This window comes from Mycobacterium sp. SMC-14, assembly GCF_046250075.1.
In the GTDB taxonomy this organism is placed as follows: domain Bacteria; phylum Actinomycetota; class Actinomycetes; order Mycobacteriales; family Mycobacteriaceae; genus Mycobacterium.
In genome coordinates this window covers 1000176-1020988 of sequence record NZ_CP176429.1, presented here as the reverse complement: position 1 = coordinate 1020988, position 20813 = coordinate 1000176, and the positions used below count along the sequence as shown (strand labels likewise).

At 67.5% G+C, this 20813-nt stretch carries 22 protein-coding genes; 12 read left to right on the top strand and 10 right to left on the bottom strand.

The annotated features are described in order from the left end of the window. The first annotated feature begins 11 nt into the window (after nt 1–11). From ACKY0W_RS04895 to ACKY0W_RS04870, 6 genes are read left to right on the top strand one after another with little or no spacing between them, the layout of a single operon-like run. Complete coding sequence (locus ACKY0W_RS04895; RefSeq protein ID WP_409436628.1) at nt 12–2000, top strand: acetyl/propionyl/methylcrotonyl-CoA carboxylase subunit alpha; 1989 nt, start codon at nt 12–14, stop codon at nt 1998–2000. Then, on the top strand, nt 1997–3175 hold the full coding sequence (locus tag ACKY0W_RS04890; RefSeq protein ID WP_406756047.1) for an acyl-CoA dehydrogenase family protein: 1179 nt from the start codon (nt 1997–1999) through the stop codon (nt 3173–3175). Before ACKY0W_RS04895 ends, ACKY0W_RS04890 begins: the two co-directional genes overlap by 4 nt. Nucleotides 3176–3185: 10 nt before the next feature. After that, complete coding sequence (locus tag ACKY0W_RS04885; RefSeq protein WP_409436627.1) at nt 3186–3965, top strand: enoyl-CoA hydratase family protein; 780 nt, start codon at nt 3186–3188, stop codon at nt 3963–3965. 56 nt (nt 3966–4021) lie between these two features. Continuing rightward, nucleotides 4022–4624 (top strand): DUF1707 domain-containing protein, encoded by a 603-nt coding sequence (locus ACKY0W_RS04880; protein ID WP_406756049.1) that lies wholly within the window; start codon nt 4022–4024, stop codon nt 4622–4624. Nucleotides 4625–4679: 55 nt separating this feature from the next. Beyond that, nucleotides 4680–6140, top strand: a complete 1461-nt coding sequence (locus ACKY0W_RS04875; protein WP_409436626.1) for a biotin carboxylase — start codon at nt 4680–4682, stop codon at nt 6138–6140. Next, complete coding sequence (locus ACKY0W_RS04870) at nt 6137–7324, top strand: serine hydrolase domain-containing protein (protein WP_409436625.1); 1188 nt, start codon at nt 6137–6139, stop codon at nt 7322–7324. The genes ACKY0W_RS04875 and ACKY0W_RS04870 overlap by 4 nt, the downstream gene beginning before the upstream one ends. 61 nt (nt 7325–7385) lie before the next feature. Here ACKY0W_RS04870 and ACKY0W_RS04865 read toward each other — a convergent pair whose 3' ends face one another. Beyond that, nucleotides 7386–8021 (bottom strand): TetR/AcrR family transcriptional regulator, encoded by a 636-nt coding sequence (locus tag ACKY0W_RS04865; RefSeq protein ID WP_409436624.1) that lies wholly within the window; start codon nt 8019–8021, stop codon nt 7386–7388. A gap of 68 nt (nt 8022–8089) precedes the next feature. Here ACKY0W_RS04865 and ACKY0W_RS04860 point away from each other — a divergent pair, with 68 nt between their 5' ends. After that, on the top strand, nt 8090–9004 hold the full coding sequence (locus tag ACKY0W_RS04860) for an oxygenase MpaB family protein (RefSeq protein WP_409436623.1): 915 nt from the start codon (nt 8090–8092) through the stop codon (nt 9002–9004). 11 nt (nt 9005–9015) lie between these two features. On the opposite strand, the gene ACKY0W_RS04855 is transcribed toward ACKY0W_RS04860, so the two are convergent. Further along, nucleotides 9016–9372, bottom strand: coding sequence for a hypothetical protein (locus ACKY0W_RS04855; protein ID WP_409436622.1), 357 nt, complete (start codon nt 9370–9372; stop codon nt 9016–9018). Nucleotides 9373–9550: 178 nt separating this feature from the next. Between ACKY0W_RS04855 and ACKY0W_RS04850 the strand changes: the two genes are divergently transcribed. The 5 genes from ACKY0W_RS04850 to ACKY0W_RS04830 all read left to right on the top strand — a co-directional run bounded on the left by ACKY0W_RS04850 (nt 9551) and on the right by ACKY0W_RS04830 (nt 12746). Then, nucleotides 9551–9862 (top strand): DUF2563 family protein, encoded by a 312-nt coding sequence (locus ACKY0W_RS04850; protein ID WP_409436621.1) that lies wholly within the window; start codon nt 9551–9553, stop codon nt 9860–9862. Then, nucleotides 9859–11259, top strand: coding sequence for a hypothetical protein (locus ACKY0W_RS04845; RefSeq protein ID WP_409436620.1), 1401 nt, complete (start codon nt 9859–9861; stop codon nt 11257–11259). Before ACKY0W_RS04850 ends, ACKY0W_RS04845 begins: the two co-directional genes overlap by 4 nt. A 151-nt stretch (nt 11260–11410) precedes the next feature. Next, nucleotides 11411–11581, top strand: coding sequence for a hypothetical protein (locus ACKY0W_RS04840; protein WP_192830995.1), 171 nt, complete (start codon nt 11411–11413; stop codon nt 11579–11581). Between the two features lie 19 nt (nt 11582–11600). Beyond that, a complete protein-coding gene (locus ACKY0W_RS04835) occupies nt 11601–12107 on the top strand; it encodes an LpqN/LpqT family lipoprotein (RefSeq protein WP_409436619.1) in 507 nt (168 codons plus the stop codon). Between the two features lie 21 nt (nt 12108–12128). After that, nucleotides 12129–12746, top strand: coding sequence for a class I SAM-dependent methyltransferase (locus ACKY0W_RS04830; protein WP_409436618.1), 618 nt, complete (start codon nt 12129–12131; stop codon nt 12744–12746). On the opposite strand, the gene mnhG is transcribed toward ACKY0W_RS04830, so the two are convergent. The 8 genes from mnhG to ACKY0W_RS04790 form a co-directional block, all read right to left on the bottom strand. Further along, on the bottom strand, nt 12731–13078 hold the full coding sequence (mnhG, locus tag ACKY0W_RS04825; protein WP_406756059.1) for a monovalent cation/H(+) antiporter subunit G: 348 nt from the start codon (nt 13076–13078) through the stop codon (nt 12731–12733). The two genes, ACKY0W_RS04830 and mnhG, sit on opposite strands and share 16 nt — an antisense overlap. Further along, nucleotides 13075–13356, bottom strand: a complete 282-nt coding sequence (locus tag ACKY0W_RS04820; protein WP_406756060.1) for a monovalent cation/H+ antiporter complex subunit F — start codon at nt 13354–13356, stop codon at nt 13075–13077. Before ACKY0W_RS04820 ends, mnhG begins: the two co-directional genes overlap by 4 nt. Continuing rightward, complete coding sequence (locus tag ACKY0W_RS04815) at nt 13353–13880, bottom strand: Na+/H+ antiporter subunit E (protein WP_406781132.1); 528 nt, start codon at nt 13878–13880, stop codon at nt 13353–13355. The genes ACKY0W_RS04820 and ACKY0W_RS04815 overlap by 4 nt, the downstream gene beginning before the upstream one ends. Next, complete coding sequence (locus ACKY0W_RS04810) at nt 13877–15475, bottom strand: Na+/H+ antiporter subunit D (protein ID WP_409436617.1); 1599 nt, start codon at nt 15473–15475, stop codon at nt 13877–13879. The genes ACKY0W_RS04815 and ACKY0W_RS04810 overlap by 4 nt, the downstream gene beginning before the upstream one ends. Continuing rightward, nucleotides 15472–15921, bottom strand: a complete 450-nt coding sequence (locus ACKY0W_RS04805) for a Na(+)/H(+) antiporter subunit C (RefSeq protein ID WP_406756063.1) — start codon at nt 15919–15921, stop codon at nt 15472–15474. Before ACKY0W_RS04805 ends, ACKY0W_RS04810 begins: the two co-directional genes overlap by 4 nt. After that, the gene (locus tag ACKY0W_RS04800) at nt 15918–18815 is read right to left on the bottom strand and encodes a Na+/H+ antiporter subunit A (RefSeq protein WP_409436616.1); all 2898 of its coding nucleotides are present in this window, start codon (nt 18813–18815) and stop codon (nt 15918–15920) included. Before ACKY0W_RS04800 ends, ACKY0W_RS04805 begins: the two co-directional genes overlap by 4 nt. 263 nt (nt 18816–19078) lie before the next feature. Next, nucleotides 19079–19735, bottom strand: coding sequence for a response regulator transcription factor (locus ACKY0W_RS04795; RefSeq protein WP_024443568.1), 657 nt, complete (start codon nt 19733–19735; stop codon nt 19079–19081). Next, entirely contained in the window at nt 19735–20751 is a 1017-nt protein-coding gene (locus ACKY0W_RS04790; protein ID WP_409436615.1) for a histidine kinase, read from the bottom strand. The genes ACKY0W_RS04795 and ACKY0W_RS04790 overlap by 1 nt, the downstream gene beginning before the upstream one ends. Nucleotides 20752–20813: the final 62 nt, after the last annotated feature.

Below are 20813 nucleotides of genomic sequence, written 5' to 3'. Positions count from 1 at the left end.
AGGCAGAGTCAATGATCAGCACTGTTCTAGTGGCCAATCGCGGCGAGATCGCCCGACGGGTCTTCGCCACCTGTCGTCGATTGGGCCTGGGCACGGTCGCGGTATACACCGACCCCGATGCGGGAATGCCGCACGTCGCCGAAGCCGACGCGAAGGTGCGCCTGCCGGAGACCACCAGCTACCTGTCCGCCGAGGCGATCATCGCCGCGGCTCGCGCCGCCGGCGCCGACACCATCCATCCCGGCTACGGATTCCTTTCCGAGAACGCCGACTTCGCCGCTGCCGTGCAGGACGCCGGTCTGACCTGGATCGGACCGCCGGTGGCGGCGGTGACCTCGATGGGCTCCAAGATCGAGTCGAAGAAGATGATGGCCGCCGCGGGCGTACCGGTTCTCGAGGAACTCGACCCGGAAACCGTCACCGCCGATCAACTGCCGGTGCTGGTGAAGGCCTCTGCGGGCGGCGGCGGCCGGGGTATGCGAGTGGTCACTGAATTGTCCGCTCTGGCAGGCGAAGTGGAAGCCGCCCAGCGCGAGGCCGCTTCGGCGTTCGGCGACCCGACGGTGTTCTGCGAGCGCTATCTGCCGACCGGGCATCACATCGAGGTGCAGGTGATGGCCGATCAGCATGGCACCGTGTGGGCGGTCGGTGAGCGGGAATGCTCGATTCAGCGCCGCCACCAGAAGGTCATCGAAGAGGCGCCATCGCCGTTGGTGGAACGCACCCCGGGGATGCGCGCCAAGCTGTTCGAGGCCGCCCGGCTGGCGGCCAGCGCAATCGGTTACACCGGCGCGGGCACCGTGGAGTTCCTGGCCGACTCCCGCGGCGAGTTCTACTTCCTGGAGATGAACACCCGACTGCAGGTCGAGCATCCGGTCACCGAGGAGACCACCGGCGTCGACCTGGTCGAACTGCAGATCGCGGTGGCCGACGGAACCCGGCTCGATGCCGAGCCGCCGGTCGCCCAAGGGCATTCGATCGAGGTGCGCCTCTACGCCGAAGACCCGGCCCACGGCTGGCAGCCGCAGGCCGGACCGGTGTACGCCCTTGAGATCCCGGGCGTGGCGACGCAGTTCGAGACGCTGTCCCGGCGCACCGGTGTCCGGCTGGATTCCGGCATCGTCGGCGGGTCGACGGTGTCCATCCACTACGACCCGATGCTGGCCAAGGTGATCAGCTACGCACCGACCCGCCGGCAGGCGGCCACGGTGCTCGCCGGCGCGCTGGCGCGAACCCGGCTGCACGGCCTGCGCACCAACCGTGACCTGCTGGTCAACGTGCTGCGCCACCCGGCCTTCCTGGACGGTGCGACCGACACCGCGTTCTTCGACACCCACGGTCTGGCCGAACTGTCGGCGCCGCTGGCCGACGCCGCAACAGTGCAGGCCAGTGCGATCGCGGCCGCCCTGGCCGACGCCGCGCACAATCGGGCCACCGCGCAGGCGTTCGGATCCATTCCGGGCGGTTGGCGCAACCTGGCTTCGGGTTTCCAGTCCAAGGCCTATCTCGACGACGCAGGTACCGAGCATCGGATCGAATACCGTTTCACCCGAACGGGATTGATTGTCAACGGCGCCGAGGTCACCCTGATTTCGTCGACTCCGGATGAAGTGGTGCTGGCCGACCCGGCCGGCGTCGCCCGCACGTTCACCGTCGCCCGGTACGGCTCGGATGTCTACGTCGACTCGCCCGGCGGCGGTATCCACCTGGTGGCGTTGCCCCGATTCGGAGATCCGGAGTCGGCTGTCGCGCAGGGATCGCTGCTGGCGCCCATGCCCGGCAACGTGATCCGGCTGGGCGCTGCCGTCGGTGACCAGGTGAGCGCCGGCCAGCCACTGATCTGGCTGGAAGCCATGAAGATGGAACACACCATCAGCGCGCCGTCCGACGGCGTGCTCACTCAACTCGACGTCAAGCCGGGCGACCAGGTAGAGGTCGGCGCCGTGCTGGCCCGTGTCGAACAATCCGAGACAACGCAAGCAGAAGGAGATCCACTGTGACCGATTCCAAGAGCGACACCAGCTTCATCGAAAGCGACGAACGGCGCGCACTGCGCGAGTCGGTCGCAGCGATGGCCCGCAACTATGGCCAGGACTACTACCTGGAGAAGGCCCGCGCCGGCGAGCACACCGACGAATTGTGGAACGAGGCAGGCAAACTCGGCTTCATCGGTGTCAACCTGCCGGAGGAGTACGGCGGCGGCGGCGCCGGCATGTACGAGCTGTCGCTGGTCATGGAGGAGATGTCGGCGAACGGCTGCGCTCTGCTGATGATGGTCGTCTCACCGGCCATCAACGGCACCATCATCTCCAAGTTCGGCACCGACGAGCAGAAGAAGCGGTGGATCCCCGGTATCGCCGACGGCTCGCTGACCATGGCGTTCGCCATCACCGAGCCCGACGCCGGATCGAACTCGCACAAGATCACCACCACCGCGCGCCGCGACGGCTCCGACTGGATCCTCAAGGGCCAGAAGACCTTCATCTCCGGCGTCGACCAGGCGCAGGCCGTGCTGGTGGTCGGCCGCAGCGAGGACGCCAAGACCGGCAACCTGCGGCCCGCCCTGTTCGTGGTGCCCACCGACACCCCCGGTTTGAGCTGGACGCCGATCGAGATGGAGCTGGTCAGCCCCGAGCGCCAGTTCCAGGTGTTCCTCGACGACGTTCGGCTGCCGGCCGACGCGCTGGTGGGCTCCGAGGACGCCGCCATCGCGCAGCTGTTCGCGGGCCTGAACCCCGAGCGCATCATGGGCGCGGCCAGCGCGGTCGGCATGGGCCGCTTCGCGATCGGCAAGGCCGTCGACTACGTCACCACCCGCCAGGTGTGGAAGACCCCGATCGGCGCGCACCAGGGCCTGTCGCATCCGCTGGCGGCGAACCACATCGAGATCCAGCTGGCCAAGCTCATGATGCAGAAGGCGGCGACGCTCTATGACGCCGGCGACGACTTCGGTGCTGCCGAGGCGGCCAACATGGCCAAGTACGCCGCCGGCGAGGCGTCGACGCGGGCGGTCGACCAGGCGGTGCAGTCACTCGGCGGCAACGGCCTGACCAAGGAGTACGGCATCGCCGCGGCGGTCACCTCGTCCCGGCTGGCGCGGATCGCACCGGTGAGCCGGGAGATGATCCTCAACTTCGTCGCGCAGACCTCGCTGGGCCTGCCTCGAAGCTACTGAGGTCGTACTGATGGACACGCTGGTCTCCTACACCGGTCCGGAAGACACCGGCGACGGTTCGGCCCGGCTGACCCTGGACTCACCGCACAACCGCAACGCGCTGTCGTCGAAGCTGGTCGCTCAGCTGCACGCCGGGCTGCGCGACGCGGCGGCCGACCCGAACGTGCGGGTGGTGGTGCTCGGGCACACCGGCGGCACGTTCTGTGCCGGCGCGGATCTGAGTGAAGCCTCCGGCGGTGACCCCGGCGAATTGGCCGCGGACCGGGCCCGCGAAATGGCGGCCCTGCTGCGCGCGATCGTCGAGTCACCGCGGCCGGTGATCGCGGCGGTCAACGGCCACGTGCGGGCCGGCGGCATGGGGCTGGTCGGCGCCTGCGACCTCGCGGTCGCCGGGCCGGCCAGCACCTTCGCCCTGACCGAGGCCCGCATCGGGGTGGCTCCGTCGATCATCTCGCTGACGTTGCTGCCCAAGCTGTCGCCGAGGTCCGCGGCCCGCTACTACCTGACCGGCGAGAAGTTCGGCGCAGCCGAAGCCGCGGCGATCGGGCTGATCACCCTGGCAGCCGAGGACGTCGGTGCGGCGGTTGCGGACCTGGTTGCCAATCTGCGGCTCGGGTCCCCGCAGGGGCTGGCGGCCTCCAAGGCCCTGACCACCGCGGCGGTGCTGGCCGGGTTCGATCGGGACGCCGAGCCGCTCAGCGTGGCGTCGGCGCGGATGTTCGTCTCCGACGAGGCCCGGGAAGGGATGCTGGCCTTCCTGCAGAAACGTCCCCCGAGCTGGGCAGAGTAACTACTTTGGGTAACCCCGCTTGCGGCAAACGCGGTTAGTCGTAGGCTACGTATCCGATGAGGAACTCAACCCGGCGTAGTCACGACGACAGCAACGCCACCACGTCGCGCGCCGCTGACACCGACCGGATCCAGTTGGCGCAGGTGCTCGGCGACGCCGTCGCGCAGGGCCAACTGCCGATGAGCGAGTACGAAGCCCGGCTCGCCAAGGCCTACGCGGCACAGACCTACGACGAGCTCGACGGTCTGCGCGCCGACCTGCCGGGCTCCTCGGTGTGCCCGCACCGCGGAGGTGACTGCAAACCCGCGCCCTCCACGTTGCTGCTGGCCATCATGAGTTCCTTCGAGCGACGCGGCCGGTGGAACGTGCCCAAGCGGCTGACCACATTCTCCCTGTGGGGCGGCGGCGTCATCGATCTGCGCTACGCCGACTTCACCTCACCGGACGTGGAGATCAACGCCTACTCCATCATGGGCGGGCAGACCATCCTGCTGCCGCCCGAGGTCAACGTCGACATCCACGGTTACGGCGTGATGGGCGGCTTCGACCAGCGTGTCGAGGGCACCGGCACCCCCGGTGCACCGACCGTCAAGGTGCGCGGTTTCTCACTGTGGGGCGGCGTCGGCATCCGGCGCAAGAGCCGCAAACATCGCAGCTGACAGCCCTGCACGTCGGCCTCGACAGGTTCGCTAGCGCAGGCGCACACTTTTGGGCATGGAAGCGCCCCGCCGCTGTCTGAACGGCATCTCCGACGTGCGCGCGTTCTTCCACACCAACACCACGCCGCTGTACTTCATCTCACCGACCCCGTTCAACCTGTTGGGCATCGACCGCTGGGTTCGAAACTTCTTCTACCTGACCTACTTCGACTCCTTCGAAGGCACCCATTCGCGGGTGTTCGTGCCGCGGCGGCGCGACCGCATCGACTTCGACTCCATGGGAGACGTGTGCAACCACCTCTTGTCCGATCCCGAGACACTTGAGTTCATCGCGGGCCGGGGCCCCGGTGGCAAAGCCTGCTTCGTGATGATGGAAGAGGAAACGCAGACGCTCGCGCGGCAGGCCGGTCTGGAAGTCATGCACCCCTCGGTGGCGGTGCGCAATCGCCTGGGCTCCAAGACCGTCATGACGCGCCTGGCCGACGCGGCGGGCGTGCCGAGTGTGCCGCACGTGATGGGTCGAGCCGGCTCCTACGAAGAACTGCTGACGCTCGCGCGGGATACCGGATTGGGAGATGACCTCGTCATCTCCATCCCTTACGGCAACGCGGGTAGCGGGACGTTCTTTGTGCGCGGTCAGGCCGACTGGGACCAGCACGCCGGTGCGCTGACCGCGGAGCAGGAATGCAAAGTCATGAAGCGGATCCGCAATGTCGAGGTGTGCATCGAAGGTGCGGTGACTCGCCACGGAACCGTGATCGGCCCCGCGATGACCAGTCTGGTCGGTTACTCGGAGCTGACCCCCAATCCGGGCGCCTGGTGCGGCAACGACATCTGGCGCGAAGTGCTCCCGCCGGACCAGACGCACGCCGCCCGAGAAATGGTGCGAAAGCTGGGCGACATCCTGAGCCGGGAGGGCTACCGCGGCTATTTCGAAGTGGACCTGCTGCACGACCTGGACTCCGACGAGCTCTATCTCGGCGAGGTCAACCCGCGACTGTCCGGCGCCAGCCCGATGACGAACCTGACCACCGAGGCTTATGCAGACATGCCGCTGTTCCTCTTCCATCTGCTCGAGTACATGGACGTGGAGTATGCGCTCGACATCGACGAGATCAACGCGCGCTGGGAGCGTGGCTATGGCGAGGACGAGGTCTGGGGCCAGGTGATCATCAACGAGACCTCGCCGGATGTCGAGCTCTTCACCGCGACGCCGCGCACCGGGGTGTGGCGCATCGACGACGACGGTCGGGTGTCCTTTGCGCGGTCCGCCAACGACTGGGCCACCTTGCTCGACGGGTCCGAAGCGTTCTACATGCGCGTCGCGGCGCCCGGCGACTTGCGTTCCGAAGGCGCCCAACTCGGCGTACTCGTCACCCGCGGACACCTGCAGACCACCGATTATCGACTAACCGAACGCTGCCAGCGCTGGGTCAAAGGCATGAGAGCGAAATTCGTCTCAACACCACTGACCCCGGCCACACCGATCGTCTCCCGGCTCGTCGCGCGAGCGTGAGCGACGCCGCGCCCGGTCGCCGCCCGGCCGGGATCTCCCTGGACAACTGGCTGTCCGAGCCCTATTCGCGGTGGTCGTTTCAGCACGTCGAAGACTTCGTGCCGACCGCGGTGATTGCGCGCGGAACCGGCCCCGCCGCGGCGTTGCCCGCGTCCCGCGCTGAGCTGGCCACGATCCCGGTGACCGCCTCCGACGGAGCCCCGACCACTGTCAGCGCGATCATGGCCGTCACCGCGACCGACGGGTGGGCGGTCGCGCACCGCGGCACGCTGGTGGCCGAGGAGTACGTCGGCGCTCTGGAAGCACACACCCGGCACTTGCTGTTCTCGGTGAGCAAGTCGATGGTGGCCGCCGTGGTCGGCGCGCTGCACGGGTCTGGGGCCATCGCGCTCGACGCCCCGGTCACCACATACGTGCCCGCCTTGGCGGACTGCGGCTACGCCGGCGCAACGGTGCGCCACCTGCTGGACATGAGGTCGGGTATCGCCTTCTCGGACAACTACCTGCACCCGACCGCGGAGATACACGCCCTCGACGAGGCAGTCGGGTGGGCGCCCAGGGGCAGCGAGGACGGTCCGGCCACGCTGCGCGACTTCCTGCTGACGTTGCGGCAGAAGTCGGCACACGGCGGCCCGTTCGAATACCGATCGTGCGAAACCGATGTACTGGGCTGGATCTGCGAGGTCGCCGGCGGTCAGCGGATGCCCGAGCTGATGTCGGAACTGCTGTGGCGCCGCATCGGCGCCCAATCTGACGCCACCATAGGCGTGGACCCGGTCGGCACTGGATTTTTCGACGGGGGCATCAGCGCCAGCCTCACCGACCTGATCCGGTTCGGATCACTGTTCTTACGCGACGGCGTCTCGTTGACCGGCCGGCAGGTGGTCCCGCCGGCGTGGATCGCCGACACGCTCGACGGCGGTCCCGATTCGCGTGAGGCGTTCGCCGCCAGCACCGACGAAACCGGCATGCCCGGCGGGATGTACCGCAATCAGGTGTGGTTCCCGTACCCAGGCAGCAATGTGGTGCTGTGCCAAGGCATGTGCGGTCAGATGGTCTACGTCGACCGCGCCGCGGAGGTGGTCGCCGCCAAGGTGTCCACCCAGTCCTACGCGGCGGACTCGCGGATGTTGTCGGACACCCTGCGTGCCTTCGACGCGATCACACAGAGCCTCGCGGGGTGAGGCGGCCTAGCGGTGGTCGCAAGCGCGGCGAAGCCGGGCGCAGCGGGCCATCGCCATCGACCTAGCCGCGGAACAGCGCCGGGTCGTCGAGTTGGCCCAGCAGCGCGGTCAACTGGTCCACCAACTGGTCCGGCGCCAGGTGTACGTCACCAGCCAGCCAGGCGCTGATGGTCTGGGCCACCCCGCCGACCACGAAATGCGCGACCGCCTTGATCCGGTCGTTGCCCGGCACCCGCAAGACGTTCTGCATGTGGCGGCCGGACAGCATCGCGAACAGCGCACTGGATTCGGCACGCTTGCGTACCAGCAGCGCGTTGGTCAGCTGGGTGCTGAAGAGCATCCGGCCGACCCGGAGGTCCCCGGCGATGGCCGACACCAGGTGGGCCATGCCTGCTCGGGTCTGCTCGGCAGAGGGCACCGCGGCAACGGCGGCTTGGGTGCTGGCCGCCAGGTCGGCGACCACCCGGTCGAACACCGCGGCCACGAACTCGTCTTTGTCGGCGAAGCTCTCGTAGAAATACCGCGACGCCACGCCGGCCCGGTGGCAGATCCCTCGCACCGTCAGCTCGATCAAATCGCGGGCACCCAGCACGTCGAGCCCGGCCGCCAACAGGCGTTCCCGGCGCTCAGCCAGCCGGTCGGCTGCTTGCACACCCCGGTAAGGACGCTCGGGCACGGCGGAGACCACGTTCACCATCTTGACACCGGGCCCACGGCTGGGCAATATCGGGAAACCGACGTTCTCACAATCAGCGAGGTGCAGACATGACCATCAGCGAGCCCGTTCCCCTGGTGGAGCGTTCGGTGAACGACTCGCTCAGCGCGCACCCCGCACCGCGCAGGCGTTCCTGGCTGCCGCAGGTCACCTGCGACGACAACATGATGATGGGCGTCGCCTTGTTGGCCGGACCAGCCAACGTGATCATGCAACTGGCGCGGCCCGGGGTGGGCTACGGCGTGATGGAGAGCAAGGTCGAAAGCGGCCGGGTTGACCGGCATCCGATCAAACGGGCTCGTACCACGTTCACCTACCTGGTGGTCTCCACCCAGGGCAGCGACGAGCAGAAGGCCGCGTTCCGCGAGGCGGTCAACAGTGCCCACCGTCAGGTTCGTTCCACGGCCGACAGCCCGGTGAAGTACAACGCATTCGACCGTGACCTGCAGCTCTGGGTGGGCGCCTGCCTGTACAAGGGCAACGTCGACATCCACCGCATCTTCCTCGGTGAGATGGACGACGAGCACGCCGACCGGCATTACCACAATGAGGGCAAGGCGATGGCCACCATGCTGCAGGTGCCCGAGGACATGTGGCCGGCCGATCGGGCCGCATTCGACCGGTACTGGCAGGACCAGCTGGACAAGGTCCACATCGATGACGCCGTCCGCGAATACCTGGAGCCGATCGCGGCGAGCCGGCTGCGGGGCCTGACCCTGCCCGGCCCGCTGCAGCGGACCAACGAGCGGATCGCGACGCTGATCACCACCGGCTTCCTTCCGCAGCGCTTCCGCGACGAGATGCAGCTGCCCTGGGGGCCAGACAAGCAACGTCGGTTCGACCGGCTGATGGGCGTGCTCCGCGCAGTCAACAACGTGCTGCCGCAGTTCCTGCGCGGCTTCCCGTTCAACTTGATCCTGTGGGACCTCGACCGTCGTATCCGCACGGGTCGCCCGCTGGTGTGACCCGGCCGCCTTCAGGCGTTCTTGGTCAACACCCACCAGATGGTGGCTGACGAGCCGGCCAGCTTCCCGGCCAGGGTCTTCTGATCGAAGGAATGGGTCAATTTCCCATCGTTGACGGTCCATACCCATCTGTTGCCCTCGAGGTGAGCATCCTTGTTCCAGCCGATGGCGGTGTCGCGAACGTTGAGACAGCCCGTGCCGCACGGCGCCAAGAACCACGGGTAGGCCGATCCGGCGCGGACGATTCCGGCGCCATCGGTGATGGTCATGGTGTAGGCACCCGACAGCGGTCCCGGCCCGCTCGGGCTGATCACCTCGACTGCGGCGCCGACCAGGGCCGCAGCAACGACAAGACTTCTCGGGCCCACGGCGGGCGCTCCTTTCCCTCCCGGCCTTCCGCTCTGGGCCGAATCTAGGATTCGCCGACCCGGTGACGAAACAGGGTTTTCCCTTGCGTCTGCGCCCAATCTGCCGCGGGTGAATTGACGGTTGCGCGCGCGTCGGTAGGCTTTGACCTCGACACAAGCGGACGGAAGGTGACCGGCGATGCACGTCAACCCCCATGTGTTGCGCACCGGAGCAAACGTGTCCGACGACGCCGGCGGGCACGCCAATGACGGTGCTCAGCGCCTCGACGTGGCCGGCGTGACGTCCAAGATGTTCGGCGACTTCGACGACGCAGACGGTTTTCACGCCGCGCTGGGCAGCGCCAAGGACAGTCATCGCGACGCCCTGCAGGGCCACCACCAGAACCTCACCGGCATCGCCGAGAACGTGCGCACGGCGGCCGCGGGCTTCACCCAGATGGACGACCACAACGCCAAACTGTTGCGAGACGTCGCCGGCCCCCAGCAGTGAGTCGTCCCACCCTGCAGCACCTGCACGTCGACGATCTCGTCGCGCAGGCCGGCGGTGATCCGTGGGCGATCGATGACAGTCTGCAGGCCGGCAGCCCCACCCAGATCAACTTCCTGGCCCAGGCGTTCCACTCCGCCGCCGGCTCGGCCACCGCCGCCGAAGAGTCCTTCCGGACCGCACAAGAGCACTTCACGCAGTTCAACCGTGAAAACGGCGAGCAACCCATCAACAACGGCGCCGAAGTCCAGCGCGTCAAAGACAGCCTGCACGCCACCAACGAACAGCTCGGTCAGATCGCCGCCGACCTGGAGACCATCGCTGCCGCCCTGGCTCAGGCCCGCGGAACCTCGCGGGGCAACATCAAGTCACTCAATGAGAACCTGGGGACCGCCGACTATCTGATCGGGCACTACCTCGACCTGGAGAGCCAGGGCCTGGATCGCGACGCCGACATCGAGGAGGTTCGTCGGGCCGCCAAGGCCGACACCGAGACGGCCCTGCACAACGAGACGTTTATCCGCAACGACTACTCCAAGACACTGAAGCAGGCCCTGACCAACCTGCGGGTCAAGGACGGCTACGACCCAGACGTCGTGGTACGCAAGTTCGACGCCGAGGGCGAGCCTGCAGCCGGCAACGGCACTCCGGGGGCCGCCAGCCCCACCAACGGCACACCCAACGGCGGCGCCGGGCAGACACCGCCGGCAGGCGGTACCCCGACGGGAGCCGATGGCGGCGCCGGTGGCACTGGCGGCGCCAACGGCCAAGCTCCCGGAACGCCGGACGGCAAGGCCGGCGACGGCGGCGCCGGGGCCACCCCGCCGTGGGTGCCACCGGGCACGCCCGTGATGGTCCCCGGGTCACTACCGCCGCCCACCCCACCCACCCAGATCAACGGCAAATGGGGCAACGTCGGCGACGGCCTCGCCGCGGCCGGTGAACGAGCGAACGTACCCGCCAATCCAGCGAAGTTGCCGGGGTTCGTTCCGGGCGGCTCCCCCAGTCCCGCTATTCCCGGCGGCGTCCCGATGGGTACTGCGTTGGAGACCGTCGAGAGGTTCGGCAAACGTCTGGGTTTGGCCGGAAACGTCGTCACCGGCGTGAATGGGATCGTGGAGGGCTTCAACGATGTGAGCAACGGTGCCGCCGTGAGCACCACTCTGGTCGATGTCGGTGCCAAAACCGCGGGTGATATCGGCGGTGGCTTGGTCGGCGCCACCACTGGGGCCGAAGCGGGGGCCTGGATCGGGACCATGATCGCCCCGGGGGCCGGAACCGTCATCGGCGCCGGCGTCGGAGCGGTGGTCGGCGGCGTGATCGGCAGCGACATCGGAAAGAAGATGGGCGAAGAGATTGCGGATGTGTCCCACAGTGTTTGGCGGAGCCTCTTCGGCTGAGCTGGCCCATAGGTAAGGGAGATCGATCACCATCAGTAACGCAGAGCGCATCATCTTTGCCGCCGGGGCGGTGATGTTTCTTGTCGCAGTCCCCGTGGACCCCCGTAAGGACGCGAAGTCGAAGTGGCTGTTTTGGCTCATCGGCCCTCTGGTGTGTACAACGTTATTCGCTGTCGCGCTCTACAGCGCCGTGAAGAACCCCGAGACGTCAGACCTGATCAGCGCGGCCATCGGAGCAGCGTTCTTCTCCTACCTCGGCTTCGGCGCCGCCTATGTCCGCAAACGCTGGCCGATCGGGCGATGGCCTGGTTCTCGTTCTTGACGCACCGAAAGGACTTGACGTGGAACCCGAAAGTCAGCCAGCCAGCGAGGGACCCATCCAGCTGGATCCCCGCACGCCCGACGAACCGACGATCACCCTCCCCCAGCCGCCGGGTTGGGGGTTCATGCCGGGCAAAGACGAGACGTCGATCCGCGGCATTCTGTTCAACCAGGAGCTGCGGCGGCACGGCTTCACGCCCAACGCGGTGGTGACGTGCGAAGAGCTCACCGGCCAGGTGGGACTCCCATCGCAGGCCCTGGCCAAGGAGCGCGCCGCGGTCATCGACCTCGTCGGTGACCTCGACACCGACATCGCCGGAACGGTGTCGGGCTTTCCCAGCAGAACGATCACCTACAACCTGCAGGGCCGCCCCGCGACCGGCCTGATCGTCGCAGTACAGAACACCAAAGCCAGGATCTGGGCGATCACCGTCACCCTGCAGACCACCGACGCCGACAACCCCCACTACATCGCCGCCAAACAGGCACTACTGGATTCGGTGGAAGTCCGCCTGCCCACCCCGTGAGGACCCTGCGACAATGCATCCATGGTCGAGCAGAGCCTCTGGATGCAGAAAGTCGCCGCCGATCCCGGGCATTCGCAGTGGTATATCGAACGCTTCCGCGAGATGGCCCGCGCCGGTAGGGATCTGGCCGGCGAAGCACGCTTCATCGACGCGATGGCATCACGGGGCGCCCGCATCCTCGACGCCGGGTGCGGCCCCGGCAGGGTCGCGGGTGTCCTGGCCACGTGCGGTCACGACGTGGTCGGTGTCGACGTCGACCCGGCGCTCATCGAGGCCGCCGAGCAGGACTATCCCGGACCGCGCTATCTGGTGGGCGACCTCGCCGAGCTCGACCTGCCCGCCCGCGGCATCTCCGAACCGTTCGACCTGATCGTGTCGGCGGGCAACGTCATGGCATTCGTGGCGCCGAGCACGCGCGCGGAGATCCTGCGCCGGTTGCGCGCTCACTGCGCCGACGACGGCCGGACCGTGATCGGCTTCGGTGCCGACCGGGACTACGACTTCGATCAGTTCCTGCGTGATGCGTCAGCCGCCGGTTTTGCGACCGATCTCTTGCTGGCCACCTGGGACCTGCGGCCCTTCACCGCGGACTCCGATTTCCTGGTCGCGGTGCTGCGGCCCGATCACAGCGGCAGCTGATCCTCCTCGGTCAGCTCGCCGAGCTGGTCAACGGTCAGCACCTCGGTCATGTCCTGCTCCTGATAGGCCAGCCGACCCACCCGGTGCGCGACCACCGGCGCGGTGATCAGGGTGAACAGGATGCTCACGGTCACCATTCCCGCGTCGTGGCTGCCGCGTAGCCGGATCAACGCACCGAACAGCACCAGCAACAGGCCCAACACCTGCGGTTTGGTGGCCGAGTGCATCCGGGCCAAGGTATCGGGGAACCGCACCACGCCTATCGCCGCGGTCAGCGCCAGCACCGACCCGGCGAGCACCAGCACGCCGGCGAACACGTCGAGCAGGATCACGGCTGCCTCCCCAGATCAGGTGCGTCGTCGGGCACCCGGAAACGCGCCACACTCACCGAGCCGATGAAGCCGACCAACGCCAGTGCCGCGAGGCTGTAGGTCACGGTGGTGTCCCGGCTGACCGCGGCCCAGATACCGATACCGCACATGGTCATCGCGGCCAGCGTGTCCAGTGCCACCAGCCGGTCCAACGTGCTGGGTCCGGCCAGCAGCCGATACATGGTGATGACCGCGGCGATGCCCAGTAGCACGCCCGCAGTCGCCCAGATCACGTTCATGCGCTTGCTCCCGCCGGCAGCCATTCGTCGTCACGCTCGAAGGCGGCGATCAACAGTCGCTCCACCTGCGCGACTTGCTGAAAGAAACGTTCGACCGCCGGCGCAGACCCGACATCGATCACATGGCAATACAGGATGCGGCGCACCTGATCGATCTCGAGCACCATCGATCCGGGAATCAAAGTGGTGATGTTGGCGGCAAGCACCAAAACCAGGTCGGACTTGATGGTCAGCGGCACCCGTAGCACCCCGGTGCGCGGCGGCGGCCCGGGCCGGATCGCCAGCCACATCAACTGAATGCTGGACTCCATCAGGTACCAGGTGAACAGTCCCAGCAGCTTCATCAGCGGCACCAGATGCACCCGGCCCTGCACCGGCACGGGCGGCATTGGCAGCAAGACCAGGATCACGATCGCGACCACGATCCCGGTGGCGATGTTGGGGATCGTGAAGCGGCCCCACAACAGCACCCACACGGTTGCCAGCGCGGTCACCGCGAAGATGCGCAGCGCGAGGGCCCTCATGGTGTACCCACCGACAACACGGTCGAGATGTATTCGCCCCGGTCGAGAACCTCAGCTGCGGCCCGCTGGGTGTAGGCGAAGATCGGGCCGGCCAGCACGCTCAGCGACAGGCCCAGTCCGATGAGCGCGAGTGTCGGAACCACCATCCACGTCGGCATCTTTCCGACGTCATCGCGGTCGTCGTAGGCAATGTCACCGACGTCGTCGAGCAGCACCGGCGGAGCGGCGAGCACCAGCTCCCCCTCGGGGGCATCCACGCGGCGGCGCCAAAACGCCATGGTCCACACCCGCGCCAGCACGTACAACGTCAGCAGACTGGTCACGACCGCGCCGCCCACCAGGCACCAGGCCAGCACCGACCCGTCACCCACGCCGGCCTGCAGCACGGCGGTCTTACCGATGAAGCCGGAAAAGGGCGGAATACCACCGAGATTGAATGCCGGCACCAGGAAAACGAAGGCCAACAACGGGTTGGCGATCAGACCACCCAGCCGCTGCAGCGACGAGGCGCCGCCCTGGCGTTCGATCAGTCCCGCCGCCAAGAACAGCGTGGTCATCACGATGATGTGGTGCATCACGTAGAAGATGGCGCCGGCCATGCCCTGCTGGCTCGACAACGCGACCCCGAACATCATGAAGCCGATATGGCTGACCAGCGTGAACGACAACACCCGCTTGATGTCGCTCTGCGCGATCGCACCGAAGATTCCGATCAGCATGGTCAACAGCGCCGCGACCAGCAGCACCGAGTCCAGTCCGCCGTCGGGGAACAGCAGTGAGTGCGCCCGGATGATCGCGTACACACCGACTTTGGTCAGAATCCCGGCGAACACCGCGGTGATCGGGGCGGGCGCGGTGGGATAGGCGTCGGGCAGCCACGCCGACAGCGGGAACACCGCGGCCTTGATGCCGAATGCCACCAGCAACACCGCGAACACCGCACTTCGGATGCCGTCGGGCAGGGCGCCGGTCCGCGTCGCCAGCTCGGCGAGGTTCAGCGTGCCGGTGGACGCGTAGACCAGGGCGATGCCGAACAGGAAGATCAACGACGAGGCCATCGAGACCATCACGTAGCCGATTCCGGCGCGGATGCGTTCGGCACTGGCGCCGATGGTCAGCAAGACGAAGCTGGCCGACAGCAGCATCTCGAACCCGACGAACAGGTTGAACAGGTCGCCCGCCAGAAACGCCAGGGAGACGCCGGTGGCCAGAGTCAGGTAGGTGGGCAGGAAGATCGACACCGGCTGGCGGTCGTCGCCGTCGCGCACCCCCTGCCCGATGGCGTAGACCATGACCGCCAGCAGCACGACCGCCGACACCACCAGCATCAGCGCCGACAAGCGATCGACGACCAGGCTGATGCCCAGCGGCCCCAACCCCTGCTCGGTGGGCCCCCAACCTCCGACATGCAGCACCAGCGTGCCGTTGCGGTCGGTCAGGTACAGCAGCACCGCGCTGACCGCGGCCACCGCGCACAGCACTCCGATGGTGATCGGCCGCTGCAGCCGGGGACGACGGCCGACGATCAGCGTGACCGCGGCGCCCAGCGTGGGCAACAACACCGGCAGCGGCATCAAGACGGCGGCAAGACTCACCGTGACACCTCGCTTTCGGGAACGGCGTCGAGATCACCGGCCGCCACCGGCACGCCCTGTTCCTGTTCTGCGGCGATGACCTCTTCGTCGGACAGCTGCGAGACGCGGGTCGCTTCCTGGTCGTCGCCGATGTCATCGGTGGTCGTCAGGTTGTAGGAGCGGTAGGTCAGGGCAAGCACGAAGGCGCCCACGCCCATGGTGATGACGATGGAGGTCAGCACCATGGCCTGAGCCAGCGGGTCGGCGTCGGTTTCCTTGCCGGAGCTGGCCCAAAGGATCGGCGGATTCCCATCAGGTCCGCCGACATCGATGATCAGCAGATTGATGGCATTGCCAATCATCATCAGGCCCAACAACATTCGGGTCAGGCTGCGCTCCAGCAACATGTAGACCCCGCACGAGCTGAGCCCGGCGGCCATCAGCAACGGAACCAGATGGGCGGTCATGACACTCCTGCCATCGGTCGGGCAGCGGACTGCGATTCAAGCTCCTGGTCCAATCGCACCCCCAGGCTGCGCAGCACATCAAGCACCATGCCGACCACCACCAGGTACACGCCCAGATCGAAGAACAACGACGTCACCACGTCGACGTGCCCCACCACCGGAAGCGTGAAGCTCAGCACCGCCGAGGACAGCACCGGCGCCCCCAGGAACAACGACCCCAGCGCGGTCCCGCCCACCAGGGCCAGCCCGACGCCCAGGATCTTGCTGGAGTCCAGGGGCAGCGTCTCGCCAAGCTCGTATCGTCCGCCGGCCAGATAACGCAACGCCAGCCCGAGCCCGGCGGCCAGGCCGCCGGCGAAGCCGCCGCCCGGATAGTTGTGCCCGGCGAACAGGAAGTAGATCGAGACCACCATGATCAGCGGGAAGATGATCCGGGTCGCGACCTCCAGCACCAGCGACCGCTCATTGGGATCGTGGTAAGCGCTGCCCCGCAGCCAAGTGGTGGACCCGATCGCCGGGCTGTAGGGGGTGGCGATGCCCCGGTTCTTGCGCGCGGCGCCGGCGTCGGCGATCCGTGGGGCCCGGCCGAACCGGCGGTTGCGGAACACCATCGAGGCCACCCCGGTCGCGGCGACCAGCAGCACCGAGATCTCGCCGAGGGTGTCCCAGGCCCGGATATCGACCAGCAGCACGTTGACGGTGTTGGCGCCGTGGCCGCGGACATAGGCCGCCTCGGGCAACGCCTCGGCCACGCCGTCACGGGCGCGGGCCGCCATCGCGAACGCCGCCAGCACCGCGACGCTGATACCCACTCCTGCGGCCAGCACTATGCGCGGCAGCCTGTTCAGCGCCATGGTGGGTCGCTCGGCCTCCGCCGGCAAGGTGCGCAACACCAGCACGAAGATCACCAGGGTCACGGTCTCGACCAGCAGCTGGGTCAGCGCCAAATCGGGCGCGCCGTGGAAGGCGAATGCCGCCGCGCACCCGTAACCGGTCACCCCGACCATCAACACCGCGGACAGCCGGTTACGAGCCATCGTCGCGCCGATCCCGCCGGCGACCACCAGCACCGCGACCGTCAACTGCAGCGGCGTATCCCACAGGTGCAGCTCGACGTGGTTGCGCGCACCCAACGCCAGCGCCGTCAGCGGGAGCACCACCAGCGTCGCGAAGATCATCCCCTGGTTGAGCGGCAGGGAGCCGCGCTGAGTGACGCCGGTCAGCCGGACCGCTGCCACATCGAGCAGCCGAAGTACTTCGTCATAGATGCGGTCGGCCTTGCCCATCGGCAGCCGGCGCAGCCGGGACAGGCCCAGCGGGCCGCGGGCGGCGAACACACTGGCGCCGACCACCAAGACCAGCGCCGACAGCAACACCGGCAGACCCACGCCGTGCCACAGCGCCAGGTGATAGCCGGTTCCGCCGGGCATGGTGTCGGCGTAGCTGCGCAACACGGTGTCGAGGGTGAGCGCACACAACCCCAAGGCCAGGCTGGCGGCGGCCAGCACGGCTGGAGGTGCCAGGAAGGACACTTCCGGTCGGTGCAGCCCGGCCACCTGAGCACTCGGCGCGACCCGGCCCTTGCTGGAGAAGCCGCCCCACACGAACCGCACGCTGTAGATCACGGTGAACATCGAGGCGAGCACCCCGGCGGCCAGCACGTACGGACCGGCAGAACCCAGGACCGGGGACTGTGCCTCGGTCCCGAAGATGGTCTCCTTGGCGATGAAGCCCACGAACGGCGGCACCCCGGCCATGCTGGCGGCCGCTGCGGCGGCGACCACGAACAGCCCCGGGGCACGGCGTCCCAATCCGGCCAGTTCGCGCAGATCGCGGGTGCCGGTGGCATGGTCGATGATCCCCACCACCATGAACAGCGTGGCCTTGGCCGCCGCGTGCGCGCACATGGCAGTCAATCCGGCCAGCATGAGATCACCGGTGCCGGCTCCGACCAACACGATCATCAGACCCAGCTGGCTGACGGTGCTGTAGGCCAGCAGCAGCTTGAGGTCGTACTCGCGCACGGCCCGCCATCCCGCCAACAGTGCGGTGGCCAGTCCGAGAATCATCAGCGTCGGCCGCCACCCGGGCGAATCGGCGAACCCGGGCGCCAGCCTCGCCACCAGGTAGATCCCGGCCTTGACCATCGCCGCGGCATGCAGGTAGGCGCTGACCGGTGTCGGTGCCGCCATGGCGCCGGGCAGCCAGAAGTGCAGTGGCACGATCGCCGACTTGCTGAGCGCACCGACCAGGATCAGCAGCACCCCGACAGTGACGACGGTCCCCGACGGCGGATGCGCCACCAGCTCCGAGAGCAGGTAGGTCCCGGCGGCGTTGCCCACCATGATGATGCCGACCAGCATCGCCAGCCCGCCGGCGGTGGTCACCAGCAATGCCTGGGTGGCGGCCCGCCGATTGATGGCGCGTTCGGCGTAGTGGCCGATCAGCAGGAACGACAACACCGTCGTCATTTCCCAGAACACGTAGAGCACCAACGCGTTGTCGGCGACCATCAGCCCGAACATCGCTCCGGCGAAACCGACCATCTTGGCGGCGAAGCTGGGCAGCCGCGGATCAATTTCGGTCTGCGACCCGACCGGGCGGAAGTATGCGGCGCAGTAGAACAGGACCAGGGCGCCGATCCCCAGCGCCAGCACGCACATGATCGCGCTCAGCGAATCGAACCGCAACGCGATGTCCATCGACAGTCCAGGCACCCAGGGCACCGTGACGCGGTGGTCGTCGGCCGGACCGGCCGGCCAGTTCGCCACCACCCAACCCAGCGATACCAGCGGGATCAATCCCAGCGGATAGAACGCCGCCCTGCCCCACCTGCGCACCAACGCCGGTGCAGCAGCTGTGCCAACAACATGGGCAAGCAGTATCGCCAGCATCACGCTCCACGGGCCGTTTCGTTTAAGTCGATGCGTTCAGTCGTGGCTAATCGTGAGGAGACCGCGGACGCGCCCAGAGCACGTCCGCACCCATCTCCCACCACCACTAAAACCAGTCTGTGTGGTGCAGCGGCCGCGCGCCATGGAATACAACCCCCATTCGGCGGGGGGTTAAACACCCATTACGGCCGGGGGCGGCGTCCCGCTGCTACGGCTCGGGCGGCGTCCCGCTGCGCCCGGCTCCGCCGCGCTTGCGAACGCCGCTACGGCTCGATCAGCCCGGTCCTGATCGCGTACCGGGTGAGTGCCAGGCGGTCACGCAGGCCCAATTTCTGCAGGGTGTTGGTCCGGTGCCGGTCCACTGTCTTGGCGCTGATGCCGAGCGTCTTGGCGATCTCCCGGGCCGAGAAGCCCTCGGCGATCAACTTGAGGACTTCCTCTTCACGCGGCGTGAGGATGGTTTCCGGCAACGTATTGCCGTGCCGCGCCCGATGCAGGTAGTCCCGAATCAGCGCGGTCACCGCCCCGGCGTAGAGAAACGGCTCACCGCGAATCGTCGCCCGGCAGGCCTCGAGCAGGTCGCGGTCGGCCACCGACTTCAAGACGTAGCCCGACGCGCCGGCCTTGAGGGCTTCGAAGAAATACTGCTCGTTGTCGTGCATCGACAGCATCAGCACCCGCACGTGGGGATGGTTGCGGTTGATCTCGCGGGCGGCCTGCAATCCCGTCATCCGTGGCATCGCGATGTCCAGAATAGCCAGGTCGACGGGGGTTTCCTGCAACACTGCGAGCGCCTCGGCCCCATCGGCGGCCTCGGCGACGACGGACAGGTCGGGTTCGGCGTCCAGGATCATCCGCAGCCCACTGCGCATCAGGGCGTGATCGTCGGCCAGCAGGATGCGTGCCGGCTGGGTCGGCATCATGACCGTCCCACCCCCGGCCGGGCCGGCACCACCAGCCGGATTTCGGTACCTTGGTCGGCCGACGAGGTGATGGTCAGGGTGCCGTGCACCAGCAGTGCGCGCTCGCGCATTCCGGTGATGCCCGCACCTTCTGCGCTCATCCCGCCCGTGCCGTCATCGGAAATCCGCAGGGTCAGCTCCCCCGCTGCATCGACGTGCAAATCCAGCCACACTTTCTGCGCACCGGAGTGCCGGGCGATATTGGTCAAGCTCTCCTGCACGATGCGGTAGCACACCAACTCCACGTTGGGATTCAACCGTTCCGCTTGCGGGCCAATGTCTTTGACGACGTCAATACCGCTCGCCTGGGTGAACTGGTTGCACAGCGCCTGCAGTGCACTCTGTAGGCCGAGGTCTTCCAAGGCATCCGGGCGCAGCCGTCGCGCAATGTCGCGCACTTCGTCGAGACTGGCCCGCACGATCTCCTGCGCGTCCGCGAGGTCACCGCGTATTCCGTCCGGCGCGGCGTCGACAGCTCGTTTGAGGGTGAGCAGGGCAACGGTGAGGGTCTGGCCGATCTCATCGTGCAGCTCCCGGGCGATCCGCTGCCGCTCGTTCTCCTGCGCGGCCAGCACCAAAGCACTCGAGGAGGCTCGTTCGGTTTCCAGCCGGTCCAGCATGGCGTTGAACGACGCCATGAGATGGTGCAGATCACTGTCGCCGGTATCGTCCACCCGGTCGGTGTGCCGGAGCAGATCCACCCGCCGCATGGACGCGGCGAGGCGGTCCAGCGGGGCCAGGCTTGACCGCAACAGCAGGGCGTTGGCCCCCACCACGACTGCCAGCCCGATGACCAGCACCGGGATCTCGGTCAATCTGACTGGCCCCGAAACGGTGGCAGGTGACATGGCCAGCACCAGGGTGCCGAAGGTGAAGACCAAACCGTTGATCAGGACGACACGCCGAATAAACCCCCGCGCGGGCGCGCTCGCCCGCCGCCGAAATCGGTCGACGAGCCCAGTCCAACGGCTCATACCACCACCCTGGTCTGCGCGACACACAATGTCCATACGGGTCACCGCAGCGCGCGATTGGG